At 72.0% G+C, this 24,222-nt stretch carries 21 protein-coding genes and 1 tRNA gene; 8 read left to right on the top strand and 14 right to left on the bottom strand.

Annotation, left to right across the window (positions count from 1 at the left end; all coding sequences use genetic code 11):
* Positions 1 to 13: 13 nt before the first annotated feature.
* The 3 genes from ACQUSR_RS27395 to ACQUSR_RS27385 all read right to left on the bottom strand — a co-directional run bounded on the left by ACQUSR_RS27395 (position 14) and on the right by ACQUSR_RS27385 (position 3,027).
* Positions 14 to 1,249 carry a hypothetical protein gene (locus ACQUSR_RS27395; RefSeq protein WP_431045283.1) on the bottom strand — a complete coding sequence of 412 codons (1,236 nt, stop codon included), beginning with the start codon at positions 1,247 to 1,249 and terminating at the stop codon, positions 14 to 16.
* Positions 1,250 to 1,466: 217 nt separating this feature from the next.
* Positions 1,467 to 2,279, bottom strand: coding sequence for an acyl carrier protein (locus ACQUSR_RS27390; RefSeq protein WP_431045282.1), 813 nt, complete (start codon positions 2,277 to 2,279; stop codon positions 1,467 to 1,469).
* 175 nt (positions 2,280 to 2,454) lie between these two features.
* Positions 2,455 to 3,027, bottom strand: coding sequence for a DUF4158 domain-containing protein (locus ACQUSR_RS27385; RefSeq protein ID WP_431045281.1), 573 nt, complete (start codon positions 3,025 to 3,027; stop codon positions 2,455 to 2,457).
* Positions 3,028 to 3,536: 509 nt separating this feature from the next.
* Here ACQUSR_RS27385 and ACQUSR_RS27380 point away from each other — a divergent pair.
* Entirely contained in the window at positions 3,537 to 3,839 is a 303-nt protein-coding gene (locus tag ACQUSR_RS27380) for a hypothetical protein (RefSeq protein ID WP_431045280.1), read from the top strand.
* 1,121 nt (positions 3,840 to 4,960) lie between these two features.
* Here the strand turns inward: ACQUSR_RS27380 and ACQUSR_RS27375 are convergent.
* A tRNA-Pro gene (locus tag ACQUSR_RS27375) sits at positions 4,961 to 5,034 on the bottom strand.
* 245 nt (positions 5,035 to 5,279) lie between these two features.
* Here ACQUSR_RS27375 and ACQUSR_RS27370 point away from each other — a divergent pair.
* The gene (locus tag ACQUSR_RS27370; protein WP_431045279.1) at positions 5,280 to 5,573 is read left to right on the top strand and encodes a YiaA/YiaB family inner membrane protein; all 294 of its coding nucleotides are present in this window, start codon (positions 5,280 to 5,282) and stop codon (positions 5,571 to 5,573) included.
* Between the two features lie 60 nt (positions 5,574 to 5,633).
* Here the strand turns inward: ACQUSR_RS27370 and soxR are convergent, their stop codons facing one another.
* The gene (gene soxR, locus ACQUSR_RS27365) at positions 5,634 to 6,095 is read right to left on the bottom strand and encodes a redox-sensitive transcriptional activator SoxR (protein WP_431045278.1); all 462 of its coding nucleotides are present in this window, start codon (positions 6,093 to 6,095) and stop codon (positions 5,634 to 5,636) included.
* A gap of 54 nt (positions 6,096 to 6,149) precedes the next feature.
* Between soxR and ACQUSR_RS27360 the strand changes: the two genes are divergently transcribed.
* Both ACQUSR_RS27360 and ACQUSR_RS27355 read left to right on the top strand, forming a co-directional pair.
* Positions 6,150 to 6,866, top strand: a complete 717-nt coding sequence (locus ACQUSR_RS27360) for a transketolase (protein WP_431045277.1) — start codon at positions 6,150 to 6,152, stop codon at positions 6,864 to 6,866.
* Between the two features lie 58 nt (positions 6,867 to 6,924).
* Entirely contained in the window at positions 6,925 to 7,878 is a 954-nt protein-coding gene (locus tag ACQUSR_RS27355; protein WP_431045276.1) for a transketolase family protein, read from the top strand.
* Positions 7,879 to 8,126: 248 nt separating this feature from the next.
* Here ACQUSR_RS27355 and ACQUSR_RS27350 read toward each other — a convergent pair whose 3' ends face one another.
* Positions 8,127 to 8,483, bottom strand: a complete 357-nt coding sequence (locus tag ACQUSR_RS27350; RefSeq protein ID WP_431045275.1) for an MmcQ/YjbR family DNA-binding protein — start codon at positions 8,481 to 8,483, stop codon at positions 8,127 to 8,129.
* Positions 8,484 to 8,633: 150 nt separating this feature from the next.
* Entirely contained in the window at positions 8,634 to 9,569 is a 936-nt protein-coding gene (locus ACQUSR_RS27345; RefSeq protein ID WP_431045274.1) for an alpha/beta fold hydrolase, read from the bottom strand.
* A 304-nt stretch (positions 9,570 to 9,873) separates the two neighbouring features.
* Between ACQUSR_RS27345 and ACQUSR_RS27340 the strand changes: the two genes are divergently transcribed.
* Positions 9,874 to 13,089, top strand: coding sequence for an amidohydrolase family protein (locus tag ACQUSR_RS27340; RefSeq protein WP_431045273.1), 3,216 nt, complete (start codon positions 9,874 to 9,876; stop codon positions 13,087 to 13,089).
* Positions 13,090 to 13,367: 278 nt separating this feature from the next.
* Here the strand turns inward: ACQUSR_RS27340 and ACQUSR_RS27335 are convergent, their stop codons facing one another.
* Positions 13,368 to 14,387 carry a LysR family transcriptional regulator gene (locus ACQUSR_RS27335; RefSeq protein WP_431045272.1) on the bottom strand — a complete coding sequence of 340 codons (1,020 nt, stop codon included), beginning with the start codon at positions 14,385 to 14,387 and terminating at the stop codon, positions 13,368 to 13,370.
* A 71-nt stretch (positions 14,388 to 14,458) separates the two neighbouring features.
* On the opposite strand from ACQUSR_RS27335, the gene ACQUSR_RS27330 reads away from it, so the two are divergent.
* The gene (locus ACQUSR_RS27330) at positions 14,459 to 15,712 is read left to right on the top strand and encodes a TDT family transporter (protein WP_431045271.1); all 1,254 of its coding nucleotides are present in this window, start codon (positions 14,459 to 14,461) and stop codon (positions 15,710 to 15,712) included.
* Here ACQUSR_RS27330 and ACQUSR_RS27325 read toward each other — a convergent pair.
* On the bottom strand, positions 15,684 to 16,421 hold the full coding sequence (locus ACQUSR_RS27325; RefSeq protein ID WP_431045270.1) for a helical backbone metal receptor: 738 nt from the start codon (positions 16,419 to 16,421) through the stop codon (positions 15,684 to 15,686). The genes ACQUSR_RS27330 and ACQUSR_RS27325 overlap by 29 nt on opposite strands.
* 117 nt (positions 16,422 to 16,538) lie before the next feature.
* Between ACQUSR_RS27325 and ACQUSR_RS27320 the strand changes: the two genes are divergently transcribed.
* A complete protein-coding gene (locus ACQUSR_RS27320; protein ID WP_431047875.1) occupies positions 16,539 to 17,456 on the top strand; it encodes a 5'-3' exonuclease in 918 nt (305 codons plus the stop codon).
* A gap of 39 nt (positions 17,457 to 17,495) precedes the next feature.
* Positions 17,496 to 18,350, top strand: a complete 855-nt coding sequence (locus ACQUSR_RS27315) for a siderophore-interacting protein (RefSeq protein ID WP_431045269.1) — start codon at positions 17,496 to 17,498, stop codon at positions 18,348 to 18,350.
* 260 nt (positions 18,351 to 18,610) lie between these two features.
* On the opposite strand, the gene ACQUSR_RS27310 is transcribed toward ACQUSR_RS27315, so the two are convergent.
* From ACQUSR_RS27310 to ACQUSR_RS27290, 5 genes are all read right to left on the bottom strand, one after another.
* Complete coding sequence (locus tag ACQUSR_RS27310) at positions 18,611 to 21,442, bottom strand: DEAD/DEAH box helicase (RefSeq protein WP_431045268.1); 2,832 nt, start codon at positions 21,440 to 21,442, stop codon at positions 18,611 to 18,613.
* 90 nt (positions 21,443 to 21,532) lie between these two features.
* Complete coding sequence (locus ACQUSR_RS27305) at positions 21,533 to 22,423, bottom strand: diacylglycerol kinase (protein ID WP_431045267.1); 891 nt, start codon at positions 22,421 to 22,423, stop codon at positions 21,533 to 21,535.
* Between the two features lie 36 nt (positions 22,424 to 22,459).
* Positions 22,460 to 23,398, bottom strand: coding sequence for a twin-arginine translocase subunit TatC (gene tatC, locus ACQUSR_RS27300; RefSeq protein WP_431045266.1), 939 nt, complete (start codon positions 23,396 to 23,398; stop codon positions 22,460 to 22,462).
* 77 nt (positions 23,399 to 23,475) lie between these two features.
* Positions 23,476 to 23,760, bottom strand: a complete 285-nt coding sequence (tatA, locus tag ACQUSR_RS27295) for a Sec-independent protein translocase subunit TatA (RefSeq protein ID WP_431045265.1) — start codon at positions 23,758 to 23,760, stop codon at positions 23,476 to 23,478.
* Positions 23,761 to 24,004: 244 nt separating this feature from the next.
* Entirely contained in the window at positions 24,005 to 24,208 is a 204-nt protein-coding gene (locus ACQUSR_RS27290; RefSeq protein ID WP_431045264.1) for a hypothetical protein, read from the bottom strand.
* Positions 24,209 to 24,222 lie beyond the last annotated feature (14 nt).

Here is a 24,222-nt window from a genome sequence, read left to right as displayed (position 1 = left end):
GTCATGGCAGGGTCTACTCCGTGCTTTCGAACGGGTAGACAAGGCTCTGCGCACCCCGGATGCCGGAGACCAGCACGTTGCCACTCGGCCGGTAGGGCAGGTGCTTCAGCGGCTCCAGGATGATCCGCACGGTGACGGGCGCCGATCCGGCCTCCAGGCCGGAGACGACCACGAGGAAGAAGTCGTCGCTCTCGACCGCCCGCTGGAACTCCGCGGGGGTGAGCTGGATCGTGTCCGGCTCGGCACTGACGTACGTCTTGAGTTCGTAGAACCGGGCCAGCTCGTCCACCGCGTCCGCGCCCAGGCCGTGCTGGGCCCTCAGGTCACGGAGTTCGGTCTCGTCCAGCGCCAGGGCCCGGCGCACAAGGTCCAGCGCCACCTTCTCCTGCTCCACGGTCGTGTAGGGACGCGCGGAGGTGCGCTGCTGGGGGACGGCCGAGCCGGACCGGGGCTGCGGCAGGGCGGACGGGCCCTTCGGGACGTTGGCGGTCGCGGGCCCGGCCCCGGGCTGCGGTGCTGTGAGGTTCCCCCGGTCCACGACGAGACGGAGCGTGCTGGGGTCCACCAGCCGGCGGACCGGGGCGGCGGGCTGTCCGGCCGGGACGGAGGGGAGCCGGCCGGGCACCATCACGGGCGGTACAGGTCCCTGGCCACCGGTCGTCGGCGAGGCTCCCGCATCCGGGCGCCTTCTCCTTCCGTTCGTCCGGCCGCGTCGGTCCACCTCGTCCTGCATTCCCCTGAGCCGGCGGTCGCGCTCGGCCGCGGCGGCTTCCTGGTCACGGCGCACCCGGTCCTCCGCCAGGCTGAGGTCCACGGCCGTACGGCCCTGCTCCGCCCGGTCGCACGCGGCAGTCCAGGCGAGCGCCGCCTCCCGGCGGTGCCCCGGGAACCGGGCGGCGATCGAGGCACCGCCCACGGAGGGCCGGTTCACCGCCGACGGGTCGCGGACGTACAGGGTGCCGGAGCCCCAGTCGACACCGGCGTCGACGGGCACTTCCGCCACGGTGCCGGGCAGTTCCACCCGGCAGATCAGGTCAGATGCCACGCTCACCGTGAGTACCGCGAGCTCGTCCCAGGGGCAGTCCAGGCTCCGGGCGACCTCCGGGGAATTGCGCTGCAGATCCTCGCGCAGATGGTTGACGGCCTCGCGGACCAGCTCCGTCGCGTCCGGGTCGTGCGAGGCCGCGATCGTGCTGTGCACGGTGAGCTGCTCCGCCCCGATCCAGGTGAGGCGCAGGGCACCGGCCAACGGCCGGAACTGATCCAGTTCCGCTCCCGGTCGCCACACCGCGTGGTCACGGCCCTGTCGCCGACCTCGTCTCCGCCCTGACCGAGCAGCCCCGCGGGCCGCGCGAAAGCACAAGGGTCACCCCCCTCGCGCGAGGGTGACCCGTCGCTGGGACCCACGGGCCCCCTTCTCCCGGGGCTACGGCCCCCTTGGGCCCGAAGTCCCGTCGTCCGGAGGGCTACGTGCGAGGGAGTGAGGTGTTGGTGATCGGGAGCGGCTGGTCCGCTCCCGCCACGTAGAGGTCCGTCGGAGCCGTGCGCAGCACGAATGTATCGTCCTCGCGCGAGACGCGCACGGACAGCACGAAGAAGCCGTCATCCTCGACGGTGGTCTTCACGTGGTACTCGTTCTCCCAGTAGGTCTGCAGGAAGACCTCGGTGCCCCCGGGCTCGACCCCTTTGGGGAGCCTGACCTTGCCCTGGACGGTGAGGGTGTCGCCCGCCTTCACCTTCTTCTTGTTGACCTGGTAACTGACGGAGCTGGGCTTGGCGTTGGCAGCCACGGTGGTGTCTGCGTAGTAGCCGTCTTGCGGGGTGTTGAGGTCGCCGTCCTCGTCGTAGAGGGCCGTGATCTGCACCCCGTGCTGGACATTGAGCAGGCTGCCGCCGCTCACGTGGTCGATGTCGACGTCGGGGATGGTGAACCTCCCGTTGGCGTCGGTGACCGGCGTGCCCAGGTCGCGCGGCTCGTAGTAGTTGGGGTCGATCGGGTCGCCCCACGGATTCCAGGTGGTGAAGAGGACGACCTCCTGGATGGTGACGGGGATGTTGGGCGCCGGGGTGCCGTCGGCCTTGGTGACGGTACCGGTGACGTCGACCTTGCGGTTGTCGTAGTCGGTATTGGTCGGGTTGGTGCTCACGGTCAGCACGTAAGCGTCGCCTGGGGAAGCGTCCGAGGGCTTCGCTGAGGCGGCGGGCGCGGACAGGGCGCCTGCGGCGAGCAGGAGCGCGGCGGTGGCGGCAAGCCGCGTCGGCAGGGACTTCCTGGGCACGGGTCAACTCCAACTTTTGTTGGGACTAGAGGAGTCGCGCCGGGCGGCACCGGTTCCGCCGCAGCGCAGGTGTGCGACACACCAGGTTCGACCGGCGGGGTGGGGCGGGAGTTGTCCCCTGTGCGACCGCTGTTACGCGGCTGTGGCAGGAGACGGGTTTGTCCGGGTTACGTGTTCACCTGGACGTCAGCCGCAGGCCGCCCCCGCATTGCCCTCGGCGGGTGGAGATGGGGAACCGGGTGTTCACCGCGGTGCGGATCTCCGAAGCCATCGCGTCCAGCGTGGTGTAGCCGGGAAGCTCCAGCCGCTCCTTGACCAGCCGCTCCAGCGCCACGTTGATCAGGTCGGCCGGGTTGTACTTAGTCTGCACCGCCTCGTAGATCGCCGCCGAGGCGATCTTGCGGGCCTTCTCCTTGTCGTACTCCACGCCCAGCCGCTCGCGGATGATCATGCGGTGATGCCGCAGCGTACGGTCGGCGTCGTGCCGCGGCCGCACGTCCTCATCCAGCACCAGCAGCCCGCGCACGTGCCCGACCACCAGCTCCGGCACCTCGTCCAGGCTGGGGAAGTAGCCCAGCTTCTGGAAGCTCTTGAGCAGCACCACCAGCGCCAGCAGATGCTCCGGCGACCGCGCCTTGCCCCGCGCCCACGCCACCTCGGACGGGCCGGGGGTGAACGCCTCGTGCAGCTCGCGGGAGGTGATCGTGCGCTTGAACCGCGGGTACGCGGTACGTTCCACCGAAGCCATGCGCCGCATGATCCCCGCCGCTCACCCGTACGGAGCACACACAGCAGCCGCCGGAGAACGCGTCACGGGCGTGTGACCAGCAAAAAGGCCGTACAGAAGACCCGCCACAGCTCATACCAAGACCATCCGACCGGATGATCAGTCGACGGGCATCCAAGCGTCAGATCGCGCTCGCCGCAGCCCTATTGCCTGTTTCTGGCGTACTCCGGCTGCCCTCCAGGTAGGACAGGACGATGCGGGCACCGCCGAGTCCCAGCTTGTCGGCACGTCGGGCGTGGGCCGACTGCGTGGGCCCGTGCCACTCTCGTGCCAGATGGAACGGGAACTCACCGGGAACCCGAGGTGCAGGGAGGGCGTACAGCCAGACTATGACCAAGGCAGGAGACGTCCAGAATCACGCTACTGATAGCCGGACCTCGCTCGGCATGCGGGCGACATTTTGATGACTTAGCATGAAAAATAGCGCCTGCTAGTCGATTACTGCTTTAGTAGGAAAGCAGGATCACATCATGTACATGATGCGCGAGGTCTACCAAGCTGAACGCGGGAAGGCGCCGGAGATCGTAGCGGCGTTCAAGACCCTCACCGAGGTCTTTGAAGAGGCCGGGTACGCGAACCGGCGAATCTACGTCGATTACGCCGGTCCCATGGATACAGTCGTATGCCAATGGGAATTCGACAGCCTCGACCAGTACTTCACCATGGAGCGAGCGTTCTTCGTGAATCCAGATGAGAACGCCCAGTCACTGATCGATACGCTTAACAGCAACGCGGCATCCGGCTACAAGGAGATCTACGAGGTCATCCAGTAGCGGATCACCTGGGCGACAGAGGCCACCGTCGCCCGCGCGTTCCCGGACCACGACCGGCTACACCACTCAGCGGGACGCCATCCCGAAACTCGCCCCGCATCACCGGCATGTGCGTATGGCGCGTGTCCCCCACCGCCCTCAACCCCAGACCATCGCAGCCTGGTGAGCAGTGGGCAGGCCCGCTCCGATGCCGTCGCACACAAGAGCGGAACGCGCTGACGGGCCAACGGGGACATGCCCGGGCCACCCATCGCCTCGCCCAGAACGTAACGGCATCCGCATCCTCCGAAACGCACCAGAGAACGTGCCGCCGTACAGGACTTCCTACTCGGCGTACGGACTCACGCCTTACTCCCCCAGACCCCAGCAACCGCAACTCCCCCACACGCAAGGCGGCTTGCATGCACCCCGACCCGTCAGCCTCAGCTGTGCTGCTGAGTACGCCCTCACCAAACTTTCCGGACAGCGCCCAGGGCAGCGAGTTGGGTGTCCCGCAACGCATCTCAATTGAGCGGTGGTTCCAGCACTTCAGCACAAGCAATCATTCCGCGTCGGCTGACACCGAGCTGTCGCATCCCCCGTCGCACGCGGCGAACAACAGCGGCCGCCAGCTCTCGAAAGCCGCCCACGGCGCTCCCGCCCCTGGGAGTCAACAGAAGACGGCAGCCGACAAGGAGCATCACCTCATCGTGAACCGAGCCAACAGCCAAGGCCCGCACCCTCAACATGCCGTGAGCTGCTCAGATATCTCGCCGACGCCCTTCCGCCATGCTCTCCAACTCGTGGGCCAGGGAGTCGCTTGGGAGCAAAGTCGATCTTGGACCGGTCAAGACGCACGACCGGGTGACAAGGGGCAATTGACTCCCGGCAGCCACGCCGCGCCCACATCCGCCCATCACGAACGGGCGACAACGGCGGCGCGCGGTTGACGACCGCGCCCTACTGCCGCGATCGGCCGGGCACATCGACCCGATCGGACGACGGACAAAATGGGCGCGGTTGACGTCTTGGGAGCGTGGGAGCACGAGCGCTCCCAGAGGGCTCCCACATGGGAGCAAACACATGTACGCCAAAGGCCGCTTCCGATGATCGGAAACGGCCTTTGACCTGCGATTACACCGTCGGGACGACAGGATTTGAACCTGCGACCCCTTGACCCCCAGTCAAGTGCGCTACCAAGCTGCGCCACGTCCCGGTGCTTGACCGGCTCGGGCTTTTCCCCTCGCCGACCGCGCATGAGAACAATACCGCACTTCAGGGGGTGGTCGCCTCCACCTTCCCCGGCGCAGTCAGCGGTGGCGATCAGGTGCCGTGATCTTCCGCCGCGTGCCCGCGGGGATCATGCGTGGCGATCACTCGTGGGGGCCGCGCGCGGAGGCTCATTCGGGGCTGAGTAGGAGTACTCATGCGCGTGCGTCACGGAGCGCGCACCCTACGTGCATGACAACTCCTTCCATCCAGCGGCCGACGACCACCGCCTTCTTCGTCCAGGCCGCGATCTCGTTCGGGATCTCTTTGGCCGCGGTGGCGTACGGCATCGTCAAGCTACCGCTCGGGACGTGGGAGCGGGGGTTTCTCGCGCTCGGGCTGGTGTTCGTGGTGACGTCCAGCTTCACGCTCGCCAAGTGCGTGCGGGACCGGCAGGAGGTCGAGGAAGTGACCAACCGGGTGGACAAGGCACGGATCGACAAGCTGCTGATCGAGCAGGACGTGTTCAAGCCGGGGAACCTCTGATCCCGGCTCGCGGTGGCCCGCCGGTCCCGCCCTCCGGGGTGGGCGGCGGGCCGTCGTGTGTCAGGAGGGTTTCGGGTCGTCCCCCAGCAGGTAGCGGGCGCCCGCGCCGGCGTCCGCCGCCTGGTCCTCCGGGTTGTAGAGCCCGCATTTCCGCAGCGACAGGCAGCCGCAGCCGATGCAGCCGGTCAGTCTGCGCTTGAGTCGTTCCAGGTCGGCGATCTGCTGGTCGATGCGGTGGGTCCAGGTGCGGGCGACCGCGTTCCACTGGGTGGCGGTGGGGGCGCGGTCCTCCGGCAGGCGGGCGAGCGCCGCGCGGACCTCGTCGAGGGACAGGCCCACCTGCTGCGCCGCGCGGACGAAGGCGACCCGGCGCAGCGTGGCGCGCGGGAAGCGGCGCTGGCGGCCGGCCGTGCGTTCGGCGCGGATCAGGCCCACCTCCTCGTAGTAGCGCAGGGCGGATGCCGCGAGGCCGCTGCGGGCAGCGAGTTCGCCGATGGAGAGCTGGTCATGCTTCGAGGTCATGACCTCGATCGTACGGCTTGACTTCAAGTCGACTTGAAGTTGCAGGGTTCTCTCATGACTTCGACGACGACTTCCGCGGCGGTTGGGAACGGCTACGGGTACGAGGACCTGCCACGCCTGATGAGCGCGATGACCGGAGACGAGAAGCACGGTCCCGCCGCCACCTCCACCCTCGACGCGCTCTGGGTGCTCTACGACCGCGTACTGCGTGTCGATCCGGGGAACGCGGAGGGGGCGGACCGGGACCGGTTCCTGCTCTCCAAGGGGCACGGGCCGATGGCGTACTACGCGGTCCTGGCCGCCAAGGGCTTCTTCCCCGTCTCCCTGCTGTCCGGCTTCGGCTCCTACGAGTCGCCGCTGGGGCACCATCCTGACCGGATGCTCGTGCCGGGCGCCGAGATCGGCAGCGGATCGCTCGGGCACGGGCTCCCACTCGCCGTCGGGACGGCGCTGGGACTGCGTGCCCAGGGGCGCGACGAGCCCGCGGTGTGGGTGCTGATCGGCGACGCCGAGCTGGACGAGGGCAGCAACCACGAGGCCATCGCCTATGCGGGCGCCGCCGGGCTGGAGCGGCTGCACACGCTGGTGATCGACAACTCCTCCGCCACCCACGGCTGGCACGGCGGCATCGCGTCCCGGTTCGAGGCCGCCGGATGGACCGCCGCGACCGTCGACGGGCGTGATCACGACGCCCTGTACGGAGCGCTCACCGCTCCGCACCCCGGACGGCCCCACGCCGTCGTCGCCCGCGTCGAGCCCAAGAGTTCCTGAGGTTCTCTTCCTCGCCTCCTCTTCCTCCCTTCCCCTTCTCCGCGTTAAAGGATCTTCGATGGACACCATGCGTGAGCGCTTCGCCGCCGTCACCTCCCGCCTCCTCGACGACGACCCACGGCTCGCCGTCGTACTGGCCGAGATCGGGAAGGACGGGTTCGCGGACGCCGCCCGCACCCATCCCGACCGTGTGATCAACGTCGGGATCCGCGAGCAGCTGCTGATCGGCGTGGGTGGCGGGCTGGCGCTGACCGGGCTGCGTCCGATCATGCACACGTTCGCCAGTTTCCTGGTGGAGCGGCCCTTCGAACAGGTCAAGCTCGACTTCGGGCACCAAGGGTCCGGAGGGGTGCTGGTCAGCGCCGGGGGGTCCTACGACTGGCCGGCCGGCGGCTTCACCCACATGGCGCCCGGCGACATCGCCCTGCTGGACACCCTGGACGGCTGGACCGTCCATGTGCCCGGTCACCCCGACGAGGCCGAGGCTCTGCTGCGGCACGCTGCCGCCGCCGATGACGACAAGGTCTACGTGCGGCTATCGGCGCAGGTCAACGCCGTCGGGCTACCGGTCACCGGAGACCGGTTCCACACGGTGCGCGAGGGGAGCGGCGGCGTGGTCGTCGCCGTCGGGCCCATGCTGGACACCGTTCTGGCGGCCGTCGAGGGATTGGACGTCACCGTGCTGTACGCCACGACCATACGGCCCTTCGACAGCCGGTCGCTGCGCGCCGCCGTACAGGGGCCCGGCGTCCATGGTCCCGACGTCCGCCGCTCGGGTGGGGCCACCGGCGCGGCGGACGTCGTCCTCGTCGAGCCGTACCTCGCGGGCACCTCGACGGCCGCCGCGAACGACGCCCTCGGCGACATCCCGCACCGTGTGCTCGGCCTCGGCATCGGCCGTCGCGAGCTGCGCCGCTACGGCACGGTCCAGGAGCACCTGGCGGGTCAGGGCCTCGATCCCGCCTCGCTGCGCGAGCGAATCACCGCCTTTCTCCCGCTCGCCGCCCGCTGATCGCCCGACCGGCCGGACCCATCGCCGATGCCGCGTGCCCCCAAGCCGCGTTTCGCCGATGCCGTCCCGGCCGTGTCATTCCTCGTCGATGCCGTCCGGCCGAGTCCTCCCTCGGCCACGCCGACGCGCCCCGTCACCCCTTGGGCACGCCGCTCCCGCCCCGTCACCCCTCGCCGGCGCCGACCCGCCCCGTCGTGCTTTGGCAGCGCCGACTCCCCCGTCGTCCCTCAGCACCCCCGCCCGCCATCTCACCCCTCAGCGACCCCGTCGGGAAATCCCTCCGCGAGCCTGCGCGGGGCTGCCTGGCGCCACGAGTCGTGCAGGATGTCCCGCAGTTCAGCGGTGTCGTCCAGTGCCGCCAGCCGGACCCGTACCCACGCGAAGTTGTCGTCGTGCCCGGGCCGGATGAAGAACTTCTCCGGCTCCGACGCGATCAGCTCCGCGCGCTCCTCCACGGGGCACTTCACCCCCACGGACGTGTCATCGTCGGCCAGCGACGCGAAGATCTTCCCCTTCACCCGGAAGGTCGGTATGCCCCAGGCGAGCTTCTCCTCCGTCTCGGGCAGGGCGAGCGCGATCGTGCGGACGTCCTCGGCAGTGGCCATGGGCCCTCCGTTCCAGCGGTCACCTGCGTACGGCGTGCCAGCCGCTCGTACGGCTCATACGACGACCGTAGCCGCGCCCACTGACAACGCCCCCTGGCCCGTGGCAGACCCCGCCCGCCCGGCCGGCCGTCCCTCACCGGTGCGGTCCGGTCACACGCGCTGGTCCAGCCACGCCAGCAGGTCCGCCTGCACCTCGTCGCGATTGGTCTCGTTGAGGATCTCGTGCCGTGCCCCGTGGTAGCTCTTCCACGTCAGGTCCCGGGTGCCGATGTAGCGGAAGTCCTCCAGGAGTTCGTACACCTGGGTCATCCGCTGGTTGCACGGGTCCTCTGTCCCCACGGCGATGTGCACCGGAAGCGCCGCCGGGATCCGGGCCTGGTTGCGTGGGTCGTTGATCTTGCGCACCGCCCGTACCCAGTCCAGCGACAGCCCGGCGCTGAACGGGAAGCCGCAGCGCTCGTCCGCCGCGTACGCCGCGACCTCGGCCGCGTCCCGAGACAGCCACTCGAAGCCCGTCCCCGACTCGTACGGGTCGTTGAACGACGCGAAGAGCCCGGGGGTGAAGGTGGACAGGGCGGTACGGCCGCGCTGTGCGATCTCGCGTTCGATGTGCGCGATCGCCTCCTCCGGCTCCACGCCCGGCAGGGACCGGAAAGTGCCCGACAGGATCAGCCCGGCCAGTTCCTCCCCGTACTCCTGCGCGCTGTCCCGCGCCAGCATCGAGCCCAGGCTGTGACCGAACAGGATCAGCGGCAGGTCGGGGTGTTCGGCGCGGGCCTGGTCGCCGATGGCGCGCAGGTCGGAGACGATGGCGCGCCAGCCGTCCTCGCCGACGACGCCGTAGCCGCCGGTCCCCTGGGCAGTGGCGCCGTGTCCGCGGTGGTCGGAGGCGATGACGGCGTAGCCGTGCGCCGCGAGGAAGCGGGCGAACCGGTCATAGCGCCGGGCGTGCTCCGCGGCTCCGTGGGCGAGCTGGACGAGGGCCCGCGGTCGGCCGTTCTCCGGCAGCCATGTGTACGTGGCGACGCGCACGCCGTCGGGGGTGCGCAGGTGACCGGTGTGGTGGGAGGTGCCGGTGGGTCGCATACCGTGTCGTCTCCTCGACCGTTGGGATGAGCGGTTCCTCGACCGGTGTCGGGATGGGTGATGGGTTCGGGGTGATGGGTTCGGGGCAGCGGTTCGGGGTGATGGGCCCCGGCTCATGGCTCGGGACGACGGGTGAGCCCGGAAAGGGTTCCGCGAGCACACTCTCCCTTCGTGCGGCGCACAAACCAAGGGCGCATGCGCACTGTGTTGCGACTGAGGTCCGTGTGGTAGGCAACCAATGCAACGAACCATCACTTCCCGTCCCACGCCCGCCCCGCACAACCCCCGTGCCACAGGAGGACCGTTGGAGCCCACGGACGTTTCCCCGAGCACCCCCGAGCGTCGTCGCACCCCCTTCGCCCTGTCCCGCAGGAGTCTTCTGCAGACGGCCGCGGGGACCGCCGCCGCGGCCGGTGCGGCAGCCGTTCTTCCGCCCGCCTCGGCGGCCGCCGCCGAGGCGCACCGCGCCACGCTCTCCTTCACCGCGGCCACCAACGGCGCCGCCACGCTCGCCCCTTCGGGCGACCGGCTGGTCGCCGAGGTGCAGAACGTGCTGTGGTCCGTGCCCCGGAAGGGCGGCGAGGCCACGGCCCTCACCCCCGCCGGACTGGAGCCGAACCGTCCGGTGTTCTCCCCCGACGGTTCGCTGATCGCCCTGTGCGCGTACCGGGGCGGCGGATTCCACATCTGGACGATGCGGCCGGACGGTTCCGATGTACGGCAACGGACGGACGGCCCGTGGGACGACCGCGGCCCCGCCTGGTCGCCCGACGGCACCCGGATCGCCTTCGCCTCCGAGCGCGGCGGCGATCCGGTGACCGGCAGCCCCTACCGGGTGTGGGTGCTCGACGTGGCGACGGGCGGTCTCACCCGGCTCACCGGACTGCCCGGGCAGGAAGGGCCGCTCCAGGACGGGGCCTGGGAGGACTTCGACCCCACCTGGTCGGCCGACGGCGAGCGGGTCCTGTTCGTCCGCGCGACCGTGCGCGCCGCACCGACCGGGACCGCGCTCGACGCCCGCACCATCGCCTCCGTACCGGCCGGCGGCGGCGGTCCCGTGCGGCTGGAGCACACCGAGACGGCCGCGGCCCAGGTGATGGCCCCCGCCGTCTCGCCGGGCGGCAGGCTCGCCTATCTGCGCACCACCCCTGCCCCCGCGGGCTCGTGCACGCTCGTGGTGGACGGCGCGGCCGCGGCGGTGGACGGGGACGTCCTGCCCATACCGCCGCGCTGGATCTCGCGGGAGGAGCTGCTGCTGACCGTCGGCGGGCGGTTCCGGATCGTCCGGCCCGACGCCCTGGAGCGGGCCGAGACGATCCCGTTCACGGCCGCCTTACCGGTGGACCGCCCCCGTTACCGCGTCAAGCGCTACGACATCGACGGCGGGGGCGGGGCTCGGCCGGTGCGCGCCCTGCATCTGCCCGCGCTCTCCCCCGACGGGCGGCGGGTCGCCTTCGCGGCGCTCAATTCCCTGTGGGTCGCCGAGGTCACGGGCGGCCGCGCCCCGCGCCGGGTCGTCCGGGCCGATCCCACCCGCTATCTGCTCGGCCCCGTCTGGACGCCCGACGGACGCGGCCTGGTGTACGCGGACGACCGCGACGGGCTGCTCGCGGTGCGCCGCCGGGACCTGGACGGCGGCGCGGAGGCCGTGCTGGCCTCCGGCGGCCGCGTGCATCCGGCGCTCTCTCCCGACGGCACCCGGCTCGCCTGTATCGATATGTCGGGAAATCTCCTTGTGCGGGAGCTGGCCACCGGTGCGGAGCGGGTGCTGGTCGCGGCGCTCGGCGGCGGCGGGCTGCCCGGCCGGCCGAGCTGGTCGCCCGACGGCCGCCGCATCGCCTTCTGCGACCGGAACCGGCTCAACCAGCGCTTCCGCGAGGGGTACAACCTCATCCGGGTGGTCGACGCGGCCAGTGGCGCGGCGCGGCTCCACGCGCTCGCCCCGCACCTGTCGCTGTCCGACCGATACGACTCCGGCCCCGTATGGTCCCCGGACGGCCTCCATATGGCCGTCATCGCGGAATCGGCGCTGTGGCTGCTGCCCGTACGGGAGGATGGCACACCCAGCGGCGAGCCGCGGCAGCTGACCGACGAGCCCGCCGACCACCCGTCCTGGTCCGGGGACGGGCGCACCGTCCTGTATCTGTCGGCGGGCAGGCTGCGGCTGCTGGACGTGGCGAGCGGGGTGGCCCGTACGGTCCGGATCCCACTCGACCACCGGCGGCCGGCACCCGCCGACACGGTCGTCCACGCGGGGAGGTTCTGGGACGGCACCGGCGACCGGGTCCGCGAGGACGTCGACGTCGTGGTGCGCGGCGGGCGGGTGGCCGCCGTCGAGCCGCACCGGGCGCGCCGGTCCGCCGGGCACCGCGTCGACGCGTCCGCCCGTACCGTGCTGCCGGGCCTGTGGGACGCGCACACGCACCCCTGGCAGTACACCTACGGCGGCCGCCAGACCGCGTTGCAGCTCGCGTACGGCATCACCACCGCGGTCTCGCTCGGCGGGTTCTCCTACGAACAGGCCAGGATCCGCGAGGCGGTGGCCGCCGGTGCGCTCGCCGGTCCGCGGCTGCTGACCTGCGGCGAGCTGCTCGACGGTCCGCGCGTGGCTTACAGCATGGGGCGGGCGCACCGGACCCGCGCGGGCCTGCGGCGCTCGCTGGAGCGCGGCGCGGCCCTCGACTGGGACTTCGTCAAGACCTACGTCCGGGCCCCGGGCTGGGTGATGGAGGAGGCCGCGCGCTTCGCGCACGACCGGCTCGGGGTGCGCACGGGGAGCCACCTGTGCTCGCCGGGCGTACAGCTCGGACAGGACCTCACGACCCATCTCCAGGCCACGCAGCGGCTGGAGTACGGACACGCCACGTCGGCAACCGGCCACGCCTACCAGGACCTGACGGAGATCTACACGGGGACCGACTTCCGGCTGATCGCCACCCCCTTCACCGCCCAGCCACTGATCGGGGCCGATCCGGCGCTGGCGGAGGACGAGCGGGTCACCCGGCTCATGCCACCGTGGGACACCGCCGTGGTCCGCCAGCTCGCCGGTACGCCGCCCACCGCCGAGCAACTCGCCACGCTCGGCACGGAGATTGACGTCTACCGTCGGGTACTGGAGGGCGGTGGGCTGGTGGCGTTGGGCACGGACGCCCCGCTGGTGCCGGTAGGTCTGCATCTGCACATGGCGCTGCGGGCGCTGCACCGGTACGGGCTGTCGCCGGCCGAGGCGCTGCGCACCGCGACGGTGCTGCCGGCGCGGGCCTTCGGCGCGGAGCGCGATCTGGGCACGCTGGAGGTGGGCAAGGCCGCGGACGTGGTGGTCGTGGACGGCGACCCGTTCACCGACTTCGACTCGCTCGTACGGACGGAGTCGGTGCTGCGCGGCGGGGTGCCGTACAGCACGCGGGACCTGGTCGGGGCGTTCCCGAGGGCCGCTTCCGTACGCGGGGGCGCACCGGTACGGCGCTGGCTGGAGGTCGGCCGGAAATTGCGGCAGGACAGCTGCTGCGACCTCGGGTAGCCGCCGGCGTGCGCGGTGTCGGGCCGGGCCACCGGCCTGCGTGAGGGGCCGGGCCGTCGGCCTCGCGAGGGACGGGGTTGGGGCCGCCGGCGTGCGGGAGGGTCCGGGGTTGGGCCGCAAACCTCCAAGTCGGGCCCGTCGGCCGCGCGACGGTCGGGGCCGGAGCCATCGGCCTCGCGAGCGCCGGGGATGGGGCCGCCGACCTGCATGAGAGGCCGGGCCGCCGCCGGGTGGGGTTCGCCGCGTGCCCCGCCCGCTGTGGCGGCCCGGGGGTCTGTTCAGCGTCCGGCCGACCGCGTGAGTCCCAGCAGATCGCGGGCCGGGCCCGCCGGGCGCTGGCCCGCGGGCCAGACCGCGCGCAGGTCGCGGCGCAGCCGTACCTCCGCCAGCGGTATCTCGGCCAGCCGGCGGGCCGCCAGTTCCTCGCGGACGGCCAACCGGCTCAGGACGGCGGGTCCGGCGCCGCTGATCGCCGCGGCTTTCACGGCCGTGGTGGAGGCGAGTTCCAGCAGCGGGTCGGCTAGGCCCCCGTACGCGGCGAGGGCGGTGTCGAGGACCTGGCGCGTTCCCGAGCCCCGCTCGCGCAGCACGAGCGGGGTCCCGGCGAGTTCCCGGGGACTGACGGGGACGCGGCGGCGCGCCCAGGGGTGGTCGGGCGCCACGACCACGGCGAGCCGGTCGTGGCCGATCACCGCGCCGTCCAGGCCCGGGGCCACGTCCAAGCCCTCCACGAAGCCCAGGTCCGCCTCCCCGGCGAGCAGGTGTGCGGCGACGGCGGCGGAGTTCCCGGCGAGCAGGGACACGGCCGTGCCGGGCCGCAGGCCGCGCAGCGCGATCAGCCAGCCGGGCAGCAGATACTCGGCGATCGTCATGCTGGCGGCCACCGTCAGCCGGGAGTCGCGCCGGTCGCGCAGCGCGTGGACGCCCGCGTCGAACGCCTCGGCCGCTTCCACGATCCGCCGGGCCCAGTCCGTGACCAGCGTCCCGGCCTCGGTGAGGCGGGAGCCGCGCGGGGAGCGCTCGACGAGGGCGAGGCCGAGGCGGCGTTCCATGGCGCGGATGCGGCTGCTCGCCGCGGGCTGGGTGATGCCCATCTCGCGGGCGGCGCGGCCGAGGCTGCCCAGGCGGGCGACGGCGAGCAGCAGTTCCAGGGCGCCCAAGTCGGGGACGCGGTGGGTGATCGGCGTACCGAAGGCCGGGGCGCCGTCTCCGGGAGCGTGCCCTGGCCGCTCGGCACGTACCGGCCGTCCTCCGCTTCCCGGCCGCTCCCCCGCGGCACCGTTGCCGTCCCTGGTCATAAATCCAGCTTATGCCCTCATAGAGACAAGGTGTCTGGTGGGCGGACCGACCGGCGAGGAGGGTGGCGTCCATGACCGCTCTCACGCATCCGCGCCTCTTTCCCGCCACCGCTGGACACCGGTGGCGGATCTCGTCGCGACACCTCGGCCCCAACTGGTACGCGGTGGTCATGGGAACGGCGATCGTGGCGAACGCGGGTGCCGCGCTGCCGCGCGTCCCGGGGGCGCGTACCGCGTACGAGGTCGTGTGGGCGCTGTCGGCCGCGGCGCTGGTGGTGCTGGTCGCGGCCCGCGCGACGCACTGGGCGCGGCACCGGGACCAGGCCCGCGCGCATCTTCTCGATCCGTCGGTGGCACCGTTCTACGGCTGTGTGTCGATGGCGCTGCTCGCGGTCGGCGGCGGGACGCTGTCCGTCGGCGCGCACGTGATCGGTGTGCGGGCGGCGGTCGCCGTGGACGCGGTGCTGTGGACGGCGGGCACCGCCATCGGGCTGGTGGCGGCGGCCGGGATCCCGTATCTGATGATCACGCGGCACCGGATCGGCGCGCAGGACGCCTCACCCGTGTGGCTGCTGCCGGTCGTCCCGCCCATGGTGGCGGCGGCGCTGGGGCCCGCGCTGGCGGCTCACGTACCGGCCGGGCAGGCGCGGTTGGCTCTCTTGCTGGGCTGTTACGCGCTGTTCGGGCTGAGCCTGATGGCGGTGCTGCTGATCCTGCCCGCGGTGTTCCTCCGGCTGGTGCGGCACGGCGCGCCCGCTCCGGCACTCACCCCGACCCTGTTCCTCGTCCTGGGGCCGCTGGGCCAGTCCGTGACGGCCGCCGCCCATCTGGCGGAAGCGGCTCCGGCGGGCGTCCACGGCGGGTACTTCGCCGTGGCGTACGGCGTCCCGGTGCTGGGGTTCGCGCTGCTGTGGCTGGTGCTCGCCGGGGCGATCGTGGTGCGGGCGCTGCGGCGCGGCATGCCGTTCGCCATGACCTGGTGGGGCTTCACCTTCCCGTTGGGTACGTGCGTCACGGGCGCGGCCGGGCTGGCGCGGCACACCGGGCTGCACGCGCTGACGTGGCTGGCGGTGGGGCTGTACGCGGTGCTGGTGGGCGCGTGGGCCGTGGTCGCGGCCCGCACGGCGCTCGGGGTGGCGCGCGGGACACTGCTCGCGCCCTCGAACGCGGCCCTCGCCTCCGCACCGGCCCATGCCACGGCCCTCGCCTCCGCACCGGCCCATGCCACGGCCCCCGCCGCCATCCCGACGCCTGCCGCGGTCCCCGTCTCCGCCCCGACGCCTGCCTCAGCCGGTGTCAGCGTGCCGTCCGCAGAGCGGCGCTGAGCACCGCGGGCGCCTCGACCAGAGAAGGCCCGTACCAGGTGAGATGCCGCCCGCTGACCAGGGCGGCTGGCAGTCCGGGAAACGCTTCGGGGCCGTCGTCGGCGGTGAAGCGGTACGGCTCGTCGGGCAGGACGACCAGGTCCGCGCCCCGCGCGCGCAGTTCGTCCAGCGGGATGCGCGGATAGCGGTCGCTGTGCGCGCGGTACAGATGCTCCACTCCCAGCCGCGCCAGCAGATCGCCCGCGAAGGTGTCCCGGCCCAGCACCATCCACGGCCGCCGCCATACCGGTACGAGGGCGCGCCGGACCGGGGCGGCGGGGGCGAGATTCCGCCACGCCGCCTCGGCCGCGTCCAGCCAGTCGGGGCGGGCCAGGCCGCAGCCGTCCACCAGTACCCGCGCCAACTCGGCGAACGCCTGGTCCAGGGTGTGTACCTCGGTCACCAGCACCTCCAGTCCGGCGGCGCGCAGCGCGGCCAGGTCGGGGGCCCGGTTCTCCTCTTCGTTGGCGATGACGAGGTCCGGTGCGAGGGCGGCGATCCGGGTGGTGTCCGGGTTCTTCGTGCCGCCGACGCGCGCCGCGCGCAGACCGGGCGGGTGCGTGCACCAGTCAGTGATGCCGACCAGCAGGTCGGGGGCGGAGGCGGCCACGGCCTCGGTGAGGGAGGGCACGAGGGAGACCACGCGCCGGACAGCGGGGCGGTTGCTCATGGCCTCACCGTAGGCCGTGCCCCCTCATGCCGTGGCCCGTCATGCTGTGCCCCCGTCATGCCGTGCCCCGCCGCTGTCAGTGGTGTGCGGCATGATCGAGGCGTGACGCGACGCCTGATGCTCCTCGACACCTCCTCGCTCTATTTCCGCGCCTATTTCGGGGTTCCGGACTCGGTCAGGGCCCCCGACGGCACCCCGGTGAACGCGGTGCGCGGGCTGCTGGACTTCATCGCCCGGCTGGTTCAGGACCACCGGCCCGACGATCTGGTCGCCTGCATGGACTTCGACTGGCGGCCGCACTGGCGGGTCGACCTGATTCCGACGTACAAGGCGCACCGGGTCGCGGAGGAGACGCCGAGCGGTGTGCCGGACGAGGAGGAGGTCCCGGACACGCTCTCGCCGCAGGTGCCGGTGATCGACGCCGTGCTGGACGCGGTCGGGATCGCGCGGGTCGGCGCCGCGGACTACGAGGCGGACGATGTGATCGGCACCCTGACCGCCCGCGCGGTCGGGCCGGTGGACATCGTCACCGGCGACCGCGACCTGTATCAGCTGGTGGACGACGGGCGCGGGATCCGGGTGCTCTACCCGCTCAAGGGCGTGGGCACGCTGCAGGTGGTGGACGAGGCGCTGCTGCGCGAGAAGTACGGCGTCGGCGGCTCTGGATACGCGGACCTGGCCCTGCTGCGCGGCGACCCCAGCGACGGCCTGCCGGGCGTGCCGGGGATCGGCGAGAAGACGGCCGCGAAGCTGCTCGCCGCCTACGGTGACCTGGCGGGGATCATGGCCGCTGTCGACGACCCGGCCTCGAAGCTGACCCCGGCGCAGCGCAAGCGCCTGGACGAGGCGCGCCCGTATGTAGCGGTCGCGCCGCGGGTGGTGCGGGTGGCGTCCGATGTCGCGCTGCCCGAGGTCGACCCGGCGGTGCCGCGCACGCCGCGTGATCCGGCGGGGCTGGAGAGGCTGGCGGAGCGCTGGGGGCTGGGTGGCTCATTGCAGCGCCTGCTCACTACGCTGCACAGCGGAGCCTGTTAAGTTAGGTAATCCTAACTATTTCCTTGATCGGGAGGACCCATGGCCGACCGTCCCGTCCGCAAGGCACCGCAGCAGCACCGGGGACGCGTGGTGCGTACGGAACGTCTGACCCCGCACATGGTGCGGGTCGTGCTCGGCGGCGACGGCCTGGCCGGATTCGCCGCGGGCGAGTGGAGCGACCACTACGTCAAGCTGCTCTTCCGGGTGGAGGGCGTCGACTATCCCGAGCCGTTCGACATACGCCGGATACGCGAGGAGTTCCCGCGCGACCAGTGGCCGCGGACGCGCACGTACACCGTGCGCGACTGGAACGCGGACGTGCGCGAGCTGACGGTGGACTTCGTGGTCCACGGCGACGAGGGGCTGGCCGGGCCATGGGCGGCCGCCGCCACGCCGGGCGCGGAGATCGACCTGCTCGGCCCCGGTGGCGCCTATGTGCCTGGCGCGGAGGCCGACTGGCACCTGCTGGCGGGCGACGAGAGCGCGCTCCCCGCCATCGCCGCCTCGTTGGAGCGCGCACCGGACGGGGTGCCCGTCCGGGCCCTGATCGAGGTCGCGGGCCCGGAGGAGGAGCAGAAGCTGACCGCGCCGGACGGTGCGGAGATCGTCTGGCTGCACCGCGGCGCCGCGCCGGTCGGCGAAGCGCTGGTCGCGGCCGTCCGCGCCCTGGAGTTCCCGCCCGGCCAGGTACAGGCGTTCGTGCACGGCGAGGCGGGCTTCGTGAAGGAGCTGCGCCGGCACCTGCGGCTGGAGCGCGGAGTCACGCGCGAATGGCTGTCCATCTCCGGCTACTGGCGGCGCGGCCATGACGAGGACGGCTGGCAGGCGTCCAAGAGGGAGTGGAACGCACGGGTGGAGGCCGAGCAGGAGGGCAGCGGCCAGACCGCCGCGTAGCCTCCCGGGATCACCGGGGCCCCGCCCCGGGCCCCGGGCCCCGGTCCTCAAGCTCCCCCAGGCTCCGCCCCAGGCCCCGGTCCTCAAGCTCCCCAGGCTCCGCCCCAGGCCCCCGACCTAGCTCCCCCAGGCTCCGTCGGGGGTGCCGGGCCGCCCCCAACGTGCCGGCCGCGCGCCGCATCCTCGAACTCCCCGGGACTTCGTCCGGGAAGGCTCCCCCGGGCGGGCTGACGTGCGGCCCGCCCGGCACTGACGCGTGCTCAGCCCACCGAGCTGTACGCCACCACGCCGCGCAGCAGTCCGTCGACCGCCCGCCGGGCGTTCCTGCGCACCGTGCCGCCGTCGGGCGCCGCCTCCGCTATCTGGCCCAGTACGTCGATGAGTTGCTTGCACCAGCGCACGAAGTCACCGGCGGGCATCTCCACTTCGCGCAGCACCTCGTCGAGGCCGTGGCCGGAGGCCCAGCGGTACGCGGCCCAGGCGAAGCCGAGGTCCGGCTCGCGCTGTCCGACGCCCTCCGCCTGGTTGATCTTGTGCTCCTCCTCCAGGGCGTCCAACCGGCCCCAGATGCGCACCATCTCGCCCAGGGCCTGCTTGGCGGCGCCCGTGGGCAGCTTCGGCGGCATCGCGTCGTCGGCCTGCCGCGCCTCGTAGACCAGCGCGGAGGCGCACGCCGCCAGCTCGGCGGGCTTGAGGCCCTCCCACACCCCGTCCCGCAGGCATTCGCTGGCCAGCAGGTCGAGTTCGCCGTAGAGCCGGGCCAGTCGTCGGCCGTCCTCGGTGACCTCGTCCGCGCGCAGATAGCCCAGCTCCGACAGCAGCGCGCAGATCCGGTCGAAGGTGCGGGCGATCGTGTTCGTACGGCCCTCGATACGCCGCTCCAACTGCCGGGTGTCGCGCAGCAGGCGGTGGTAGCGCTCGGCCCAGCGGGCGTGGTCCTCACGCTCGTCGCAGCCGTGGCAGGGGTGCGCGCGGATCGCGGTGCGCAGCCGTGCGATCCCGGTGTCGTCGGCGGCGGCCGAACGCTCCTTGCGGTGGCGCCGCACGTCGTGGTGTCCGGCCTTGGTACGCAGCGCGGAGGCCAGGTCGCGACGCGACTGCGGGCTGCGCGGGTTGAAGGACTTCGGCACGCGCATCCGCTCCAACGGCTCGACCGGGACCGGGAAGTCGATCGAGGCCAGCCGCTTGACCTGCCGTTCGGCGGTGAGCACCAAGGGGCGTGGGCCGTCGTGATGCTCGTATCCGCGGTGGGCGTTGCTGCGGCCCGCCGGGAGCCCCGGGTCCAGCACCAGTGCCAGGCCCGCGTACTTGCCGGTCGGCACATGGATCACATCGCCCGGCTTGAGCTTCTCCAGCGCCACGGCGGCGGCCGCGCGCCGCTGAGCCGCGCCCTGCCGGGACAGCTCGGTCTCACGGTCCTTCAGCTCGCGGCGCAGCCGCGCGTACTCGTCGAAGTCGCCCAGGTGGCAGGTCATGGAGGCGCGGTAGCCCTCGAGGCCCTCCTCGTTGCGCTGCACCTGGCGGGAGATGCCGACGACCGCCTTGTCCGCCTGGAACTGGGCGAAGGAGGTCTCCAGCAGCTCGCGCGAGCGGTGCCGCCCGAACTGCGAGACCAGGTTGACCGCCATGTTGTACGACGGCTTGAAGGAGGAGCGCAGCGGATAGGTGCGGGTGCCCGCGAGGCCCGCCAGCGCGGTCGGGTCCATGGCGCGCTGCCACAGCACCACCGCGTGGCCCTCGACGTCGATGCCGCGCCGCCCCGCACGGCCGGTCAGCTGCGTGTACTCCCCCGGCGTGATGTCGGCGTGCTGCTCGCCGTTCCACTTGACGAGCTTCTCCAGCACCACCGAGCGGGCGGGCATGTTGATGCCCAGGGCGAGCGTCTCGGTGGCGAACACCGCCTTCACCAGGCCCTGGACGAACAGCTCCTCCACGACCTCCTTGAAGGTCGGCAGCATGCCCGCGTGGTGGGCGGCGACGCCCCGCTCCAGCCCCTCCAGCCATTCGAAGTAGCCCAGCACGTGCAGGTCTTCGTCCGGAATGCCCGCCGTGCGCTCCTCGACTATGGCCCGCACCTTGGCGCGCGCCGCGTCGTCGTTGAGCCGCAGTCCCGCGTACAGGCACTGCTGCACGGCGGCCTCGCAGCCCGCGCGGCTGAAGATGAAGGTGATCGCGGGCAGCAGCCCCTCGGCGTCGAGCCGGTCGATGACCTCGGGCCTGCTGGGCGTCCAGATGCGGCTGCGCTGGCGGCGCTCGCGCTCCCGGTCGGCCTCCCGCATGTTGTTGCGCCCGCGGCGCTTGTCACGCCCGAAGCTCGGCCGGGAGTTCTCCATGCGGGCCAGCCGCACCAGGTCGGGGTTGACCTCGCGGCGGCCGGTGCCCTGCCCGCCGTCCTGCTGGCTCCGCTCCTCGAAGAGGTCGTACATCCGGCGCCCCGCGAGCACGTGCTGGAACAGGGGCACGGGTCGGCGCTCGGCGACGATCACCTCGGTGTCGCCGCGGACGGTGTCCAGCCAGTCGCCGAACTCCTCGGCGTTGGACACGGTGGCGGACAGCGACACGAGCGTGACGGAGTCGGGGAGGTGGATGATGACCTCCTCCCAGACCGCGCCCCGGAAGCGGTCGGACAGGTAGTGCACCTCGTCCATCACCACGTACCCGAGGCCGCGCAGCGCCTGCGAGCCCGCGTACAGCATGTTCCGGAGCACCTCGGTGGTCATCACGACCACCGGCGCGTCGGGGTTGATGCTGTTGTCGCCGGTGAGCAGCCCGACCCGGCCGACGCCGTGGCGCCGGACCAGGTCGGTGTACTTCTGGTTCGACAGCGCCTTGATCGGGGTGGTGTAGAAACACTTGCGGCCCTGGGTGAGGGCCAGGTGGACGGCGAACTCGCCCACGATCGTCTTGCCGGAGCCGGTGGGCGCGGCCACCAGCACGCCCTTGCCGGCTTCAAGGGCCTGGCACGCCTCTATCTGGAAGGGGTCCAGTTCGAAGTCGTACATCGCGCGGAAGGGGGCCAGCGCGGTGGCCTCCTCGGCGGCCCGGCGGCGGGCCGCGGCGTAGCGCTCGGCGGGAGTCAGCTCGTCGGTCATCGTGTCTACGAGACTACCGGCCACCTGTGACAACGCACGATCTTTATCCGCGGAGCACCGACAGGCCCGGGGATGGCGGAGGTCGGGCCGTCAGGCGCCCAGAACACGGACCGCGCCCGGCACGGTACGCGCGGTGAGGGGCAGCGCGCCGACCAGCTCGCCGTCCGCGTAGCCCGTGATGCCGTCGGCGGCCAGCGAGATGGCGGCGACCCGGTGCACGGTGACGGCGGGGTGCGTCAGATGCGTGCCCTTGTAGACGCGCGGGAAGACGCGCAGCAGTGTGGTGCGGCGGCACGGGCCGACGACGGTGACGTCGAAGAGGCCGTCGTCCGGCCGGGCATCGGCGCAGATCCGCATCCCGCCGCCGTACGAGCCGGTGTTGCCCACCGCGATCAGCGTGGCCTCGACCTCCTGCTCAGGCCCGTCGTCCAGGCGCACGCGGAACCTGGTCGGGCGCAACGCGGCCAGTTCGGCGAGCATCGCGATGTCGTAGCGGAACCGCCCGGTGGGCCACCGCATGCGGTTGCCGCGGTCGTTGACGCGGGAGTCGAAGCCGGCGGCCAGGACGGTGCCGAACCAGGTGTCCCCGGCCCGGCCCAGATCGGTCTCGCGCCCGCCGTCCTCCTTGAGCGCCCGCGCGATGCGGCGGGCGGCCCCGGCCGGGTCGCGCACGGGCAGTCCGAGGGACCGCGCGAAGTCGTTCCCGGTGCCGACGGCCACCACACCCAGTGGCGTACCGGTCCCGGCCACGGCCTGGAGCGCGAGCGAGACCATGCCGTCACCGCCGACGGCGATCAGCGCGCCCGTACCGCCCGCCACCGCCGCGCGTGCGCGCCGCAAAGCGTCGTCGGCGTCGGCGCCGAGCACCGTACGGACGCTGTACCCGGCGTCGCGCAGCACCCGGGCGGCGGGCTGGGCCGCGTGCGCACCGCGCCCGCGGCCCGCCGTGGGGTTGACGAAGAGGGTGATGTCGCTGGTCACGAGCGGGACCCTATCGGTAGGCCCGCCGGTGCCGGATCAGGTGAAGTCGTCGTAGCCGTTGCGCCTGGCCGGATCCGTGTGGTCGGCGTCGCGGGCCGCGGCGACCGGCTCGACGTCGTCGATCCGCGACGGCGTGAGATCGAGGTCGGACGCCTCGTCGTCACCGAGCCCGGCGTCGGGGTTGCCGCGGCGCTTGCGGCGGTCGTTGACGAGGCTGATCCCGGTGGCGCCGAAGTACAGCACGATGATGGGGGCCGCGAGGACCGACATGGTCAGCGGGTCGCCGGTCGGGGTGGCGACGGCCGCGAAGACGGTGATGCCCACCACCATGAAGCGCCACCAGCTGAGCATCCGCTTCCCGGTGATCACTCCGCCGAGGTTGAGCAGCACCAGCAGCAGCGGCAGCTCGAAGGCGAGACCGAAGACGATCACCAGCCGGGTGACGATGTCGAGGAACTCGTCTGCGGGGAACTGGTTCTCCCACCCCTCGGGGGTGAGTCCGACCAGGGCCCCCGCCGAGGTCGGCAGGATCGCGTACGCCAGGTAGGCGCCGCCCAGGAAGAGCGGGACACCGGCGGCCACGAAGCTCAGCGCGTACTTCTTCTCGTGACCGTGCAGCCCGGGCGCGAGGAAGGCCCACAGCTGGTAGAGCCAGACCGGGCTGGCGGCGACGACACCGGTGGCGAGCGCCACCTTCAGCATGATCGTGAAGGGGGCGATCAGGCCGTTGGCGGTGATCCTCGCGCAGGACGAACCGTCCGGGTTCACCGTCCTGCCCTCGGGGCATCCCACGGCGTCCCTGACCGGGTCGGTGATGAACTCCGCGATCTGCTTGTAGTAGATCAGCCCGATGATCGTGAACACGACGATCGCGATCACGGACTTCAGCAGCCGGTTGCGCAGCTCTCGCAGATGCTCCGCGAGAGGCATCCGCCCCTCGGGGTCCTTCTGCTGCTTGCGGGCAGACTTGAGCAACCCACGTCCTCGTCTCGTACGGAGCCCGTCGCCGGCAGGTCACGTCGGCGGCGGTGCGGCGGCTCTCTCGGCTGGCGTCAGCCCTGGCTGGTGCGGTTCGGCTCGGTGACCGGGCGCGAGCTGGTCACATCGCCGGGAGCTGCCTGGATGGTCTTCGGCGCGGGCTCCTGCTGGGCCGCCGGGTCGGCGGGCGGGGCACCTGCTGCGGCCCCCTCGTCGTCCTTCTTCATGGCCTTGGCCTCGCTCTTGAGGATGCGGGCCGACTTGCCGAGGGACCGAGCCATGTCGGGGAGCTTCTTGGCACCGAAGAGCAGCAGGATGACGACGAGGATCAGGACGATCTCAGCGGGCCTCAGGTTCATGTGTGCTACTACCTTCTCGCCAGGGCGGCGTACCTACTGCCTGCCGGGTGGGGATCGGACGGGCGTGCTAGTGCTGCCAGCGATCGTAACCCGCGGGGGTGAATACGGGGCAATGCCCTTGCATACGCCCGGTTGCGGACCGTGTATCACCGGCAATGCTGCGTCTTGCAGCCTACCTCCCGGGCGCCACCGGCAAGAGCGCTCGCCCCGTACCGCCACCCTTCGCCAGTGCGACCGCGCGCCGTCAGTCCCGGTGGAGCCGGTCGACGTGGCCGGCGAGCGGAGTGGCGGCCCGCTCCAGGTCGGCGGCGGCACGGGAGATCCGGTCCGAGCTCTCCCCGACCTGCCGGGCCAGCCGCCGGACTTCGACGAAGACCCGGACGGCCAGGACGCCGAGTACGGCGATTCCGCAGAAGGCGAGGGCGAGGGCGAGCATCGGCCAGAGCATGACGGGAGCCTACC

The sequence above is a fragment of the Streptomyces sp. P1-3 genome (assembly GCF_050613155.1).
In the GTDB taxonomy this organism is placed as follows: Bacteria; Actinomycetota; Actinomycetes; order Streptomycetales; family Streptomycetaceae; genus Streptomyces.
The sequence above is the reverse complement of the archived record's forward strand: the minus strand, read 5'-3'. Positions and strand labels throughout refer to the sequence as shown.

Bases quoted from the DNA above. Each gene is read 5' to 3' on its own strand.
- ACQUSR_RS27385 (WP_431045281.1), bottom strand. From the start codon at position 3,027: ATGGCTTCGGTGGAACGTACCGCGTACCCGCGGTTCAAGCGCACGATC.
- ACQUSR_RS27380 (WP_431045280.1), top strand. From the start codon at position 3,537: ATGTACATGATGCGCGAGGTCTACCAAGCTGAACGCGGGAAGGCGCCG.
- ACQUSR_RS27370 (WP_431045279.1), top strand. From the start codon at position 5,280: ATGACAACTCCTTCCATCCAGCGGCCGACGACCACCGCCTTCTTCGTC.
- soxR (WP_431045278.1), bottom strand. From the start codon at position 6,095: ATGACCTCGAAGCATGACCAGCTCTCCATCGGCGAACTCGCTGCCCGC.
- ACQUSR_RS27360 (WP_431045277.1), top strand. From the start codon at position 6,150: ATGACTTCGACGACGACTTCCGCGGCGGTTGGGAACGGCTACGGGTAC.
- ACQUSR_RS27355 (WP_431045276.1), top strand. From the start codon at position 6,925: ATGGACACCATGCGTGAGCGCTTCGCCGCCGTCACCTCCCGCCTCCTC.
- ACQUSR_RS27350 (WP_431045275.1), bottom strand. From the start codon at position 8,483: ATGGCCACTGCCGAGGACGTCCGCACGATCGCGCTCGCCCTGCCCGAG.
- ACQUSR_RS27345 (WP_431045274.1), bottom strand. From the start codon at position 9,569: ATGCGACCCACCGGCACCTCCCACCACACCGGTCACCTGCGCACCCCC.
- ACQUSR_RS27335 (WP_431045272.1), bottom strand. From the start codon at position 14,387: ATGACCAGGGACGGCAACGGTGCCGCGGGGGAGCGGCCGGGAAGCGGA.
- ACQUSR_RS27330 (WP_431045271.1), top strand. From the start codon at position 14,459: ATGACCGCTCTCACGCATCCGCGCCTCTTTCCCGCCACCGCTGGACAC.
- ACQUSR_RS27325 (WP_431045270.1), bottom strand. From the start codon at position 16,421: ATGAGCAACCGCCCCGCTGTCCGGCGCGTGGTCTCCCTCGTGCCCTCC.
- ACQUSR_RS27320 (WP_431047875.1), top strand. From the start codon at position 16,539: ATGCTCCTCGACACCTCCTCGCTCTATTTCCGCGCCTATTTCGGGGTT.
- ACQUSR_RS27315 (WP_431045269.1), top strand. From the start codon at position 17,496: ATGGCCGACCGTCCCGTCCGCAAGGCACCGCAGCAGCACCGGGGACGC.
- ACQUSR_RS27310 (WP_431045268.1), bottom strand. From the start codon at position 21,442: ATGACCGACGAGCTGACTCCCGCCGAGCGCTACGCCGCGGCCCGCCGC.
- tatA (WP_431045265.1), bottom strand. From the start codon at position 23,760: ATGAACCTGAGGCCCGCTGAGATCGTCCTGATCCTCGTCGTCATCCTG.
- ACQUSR_RS27290 (WP_431045264.1), bottom strand. From the start codon at position 24,208: ATGCTCTGGCCGATGCTCGCCCTCGCCCTCGCCTTCTGCGGAATCGCC.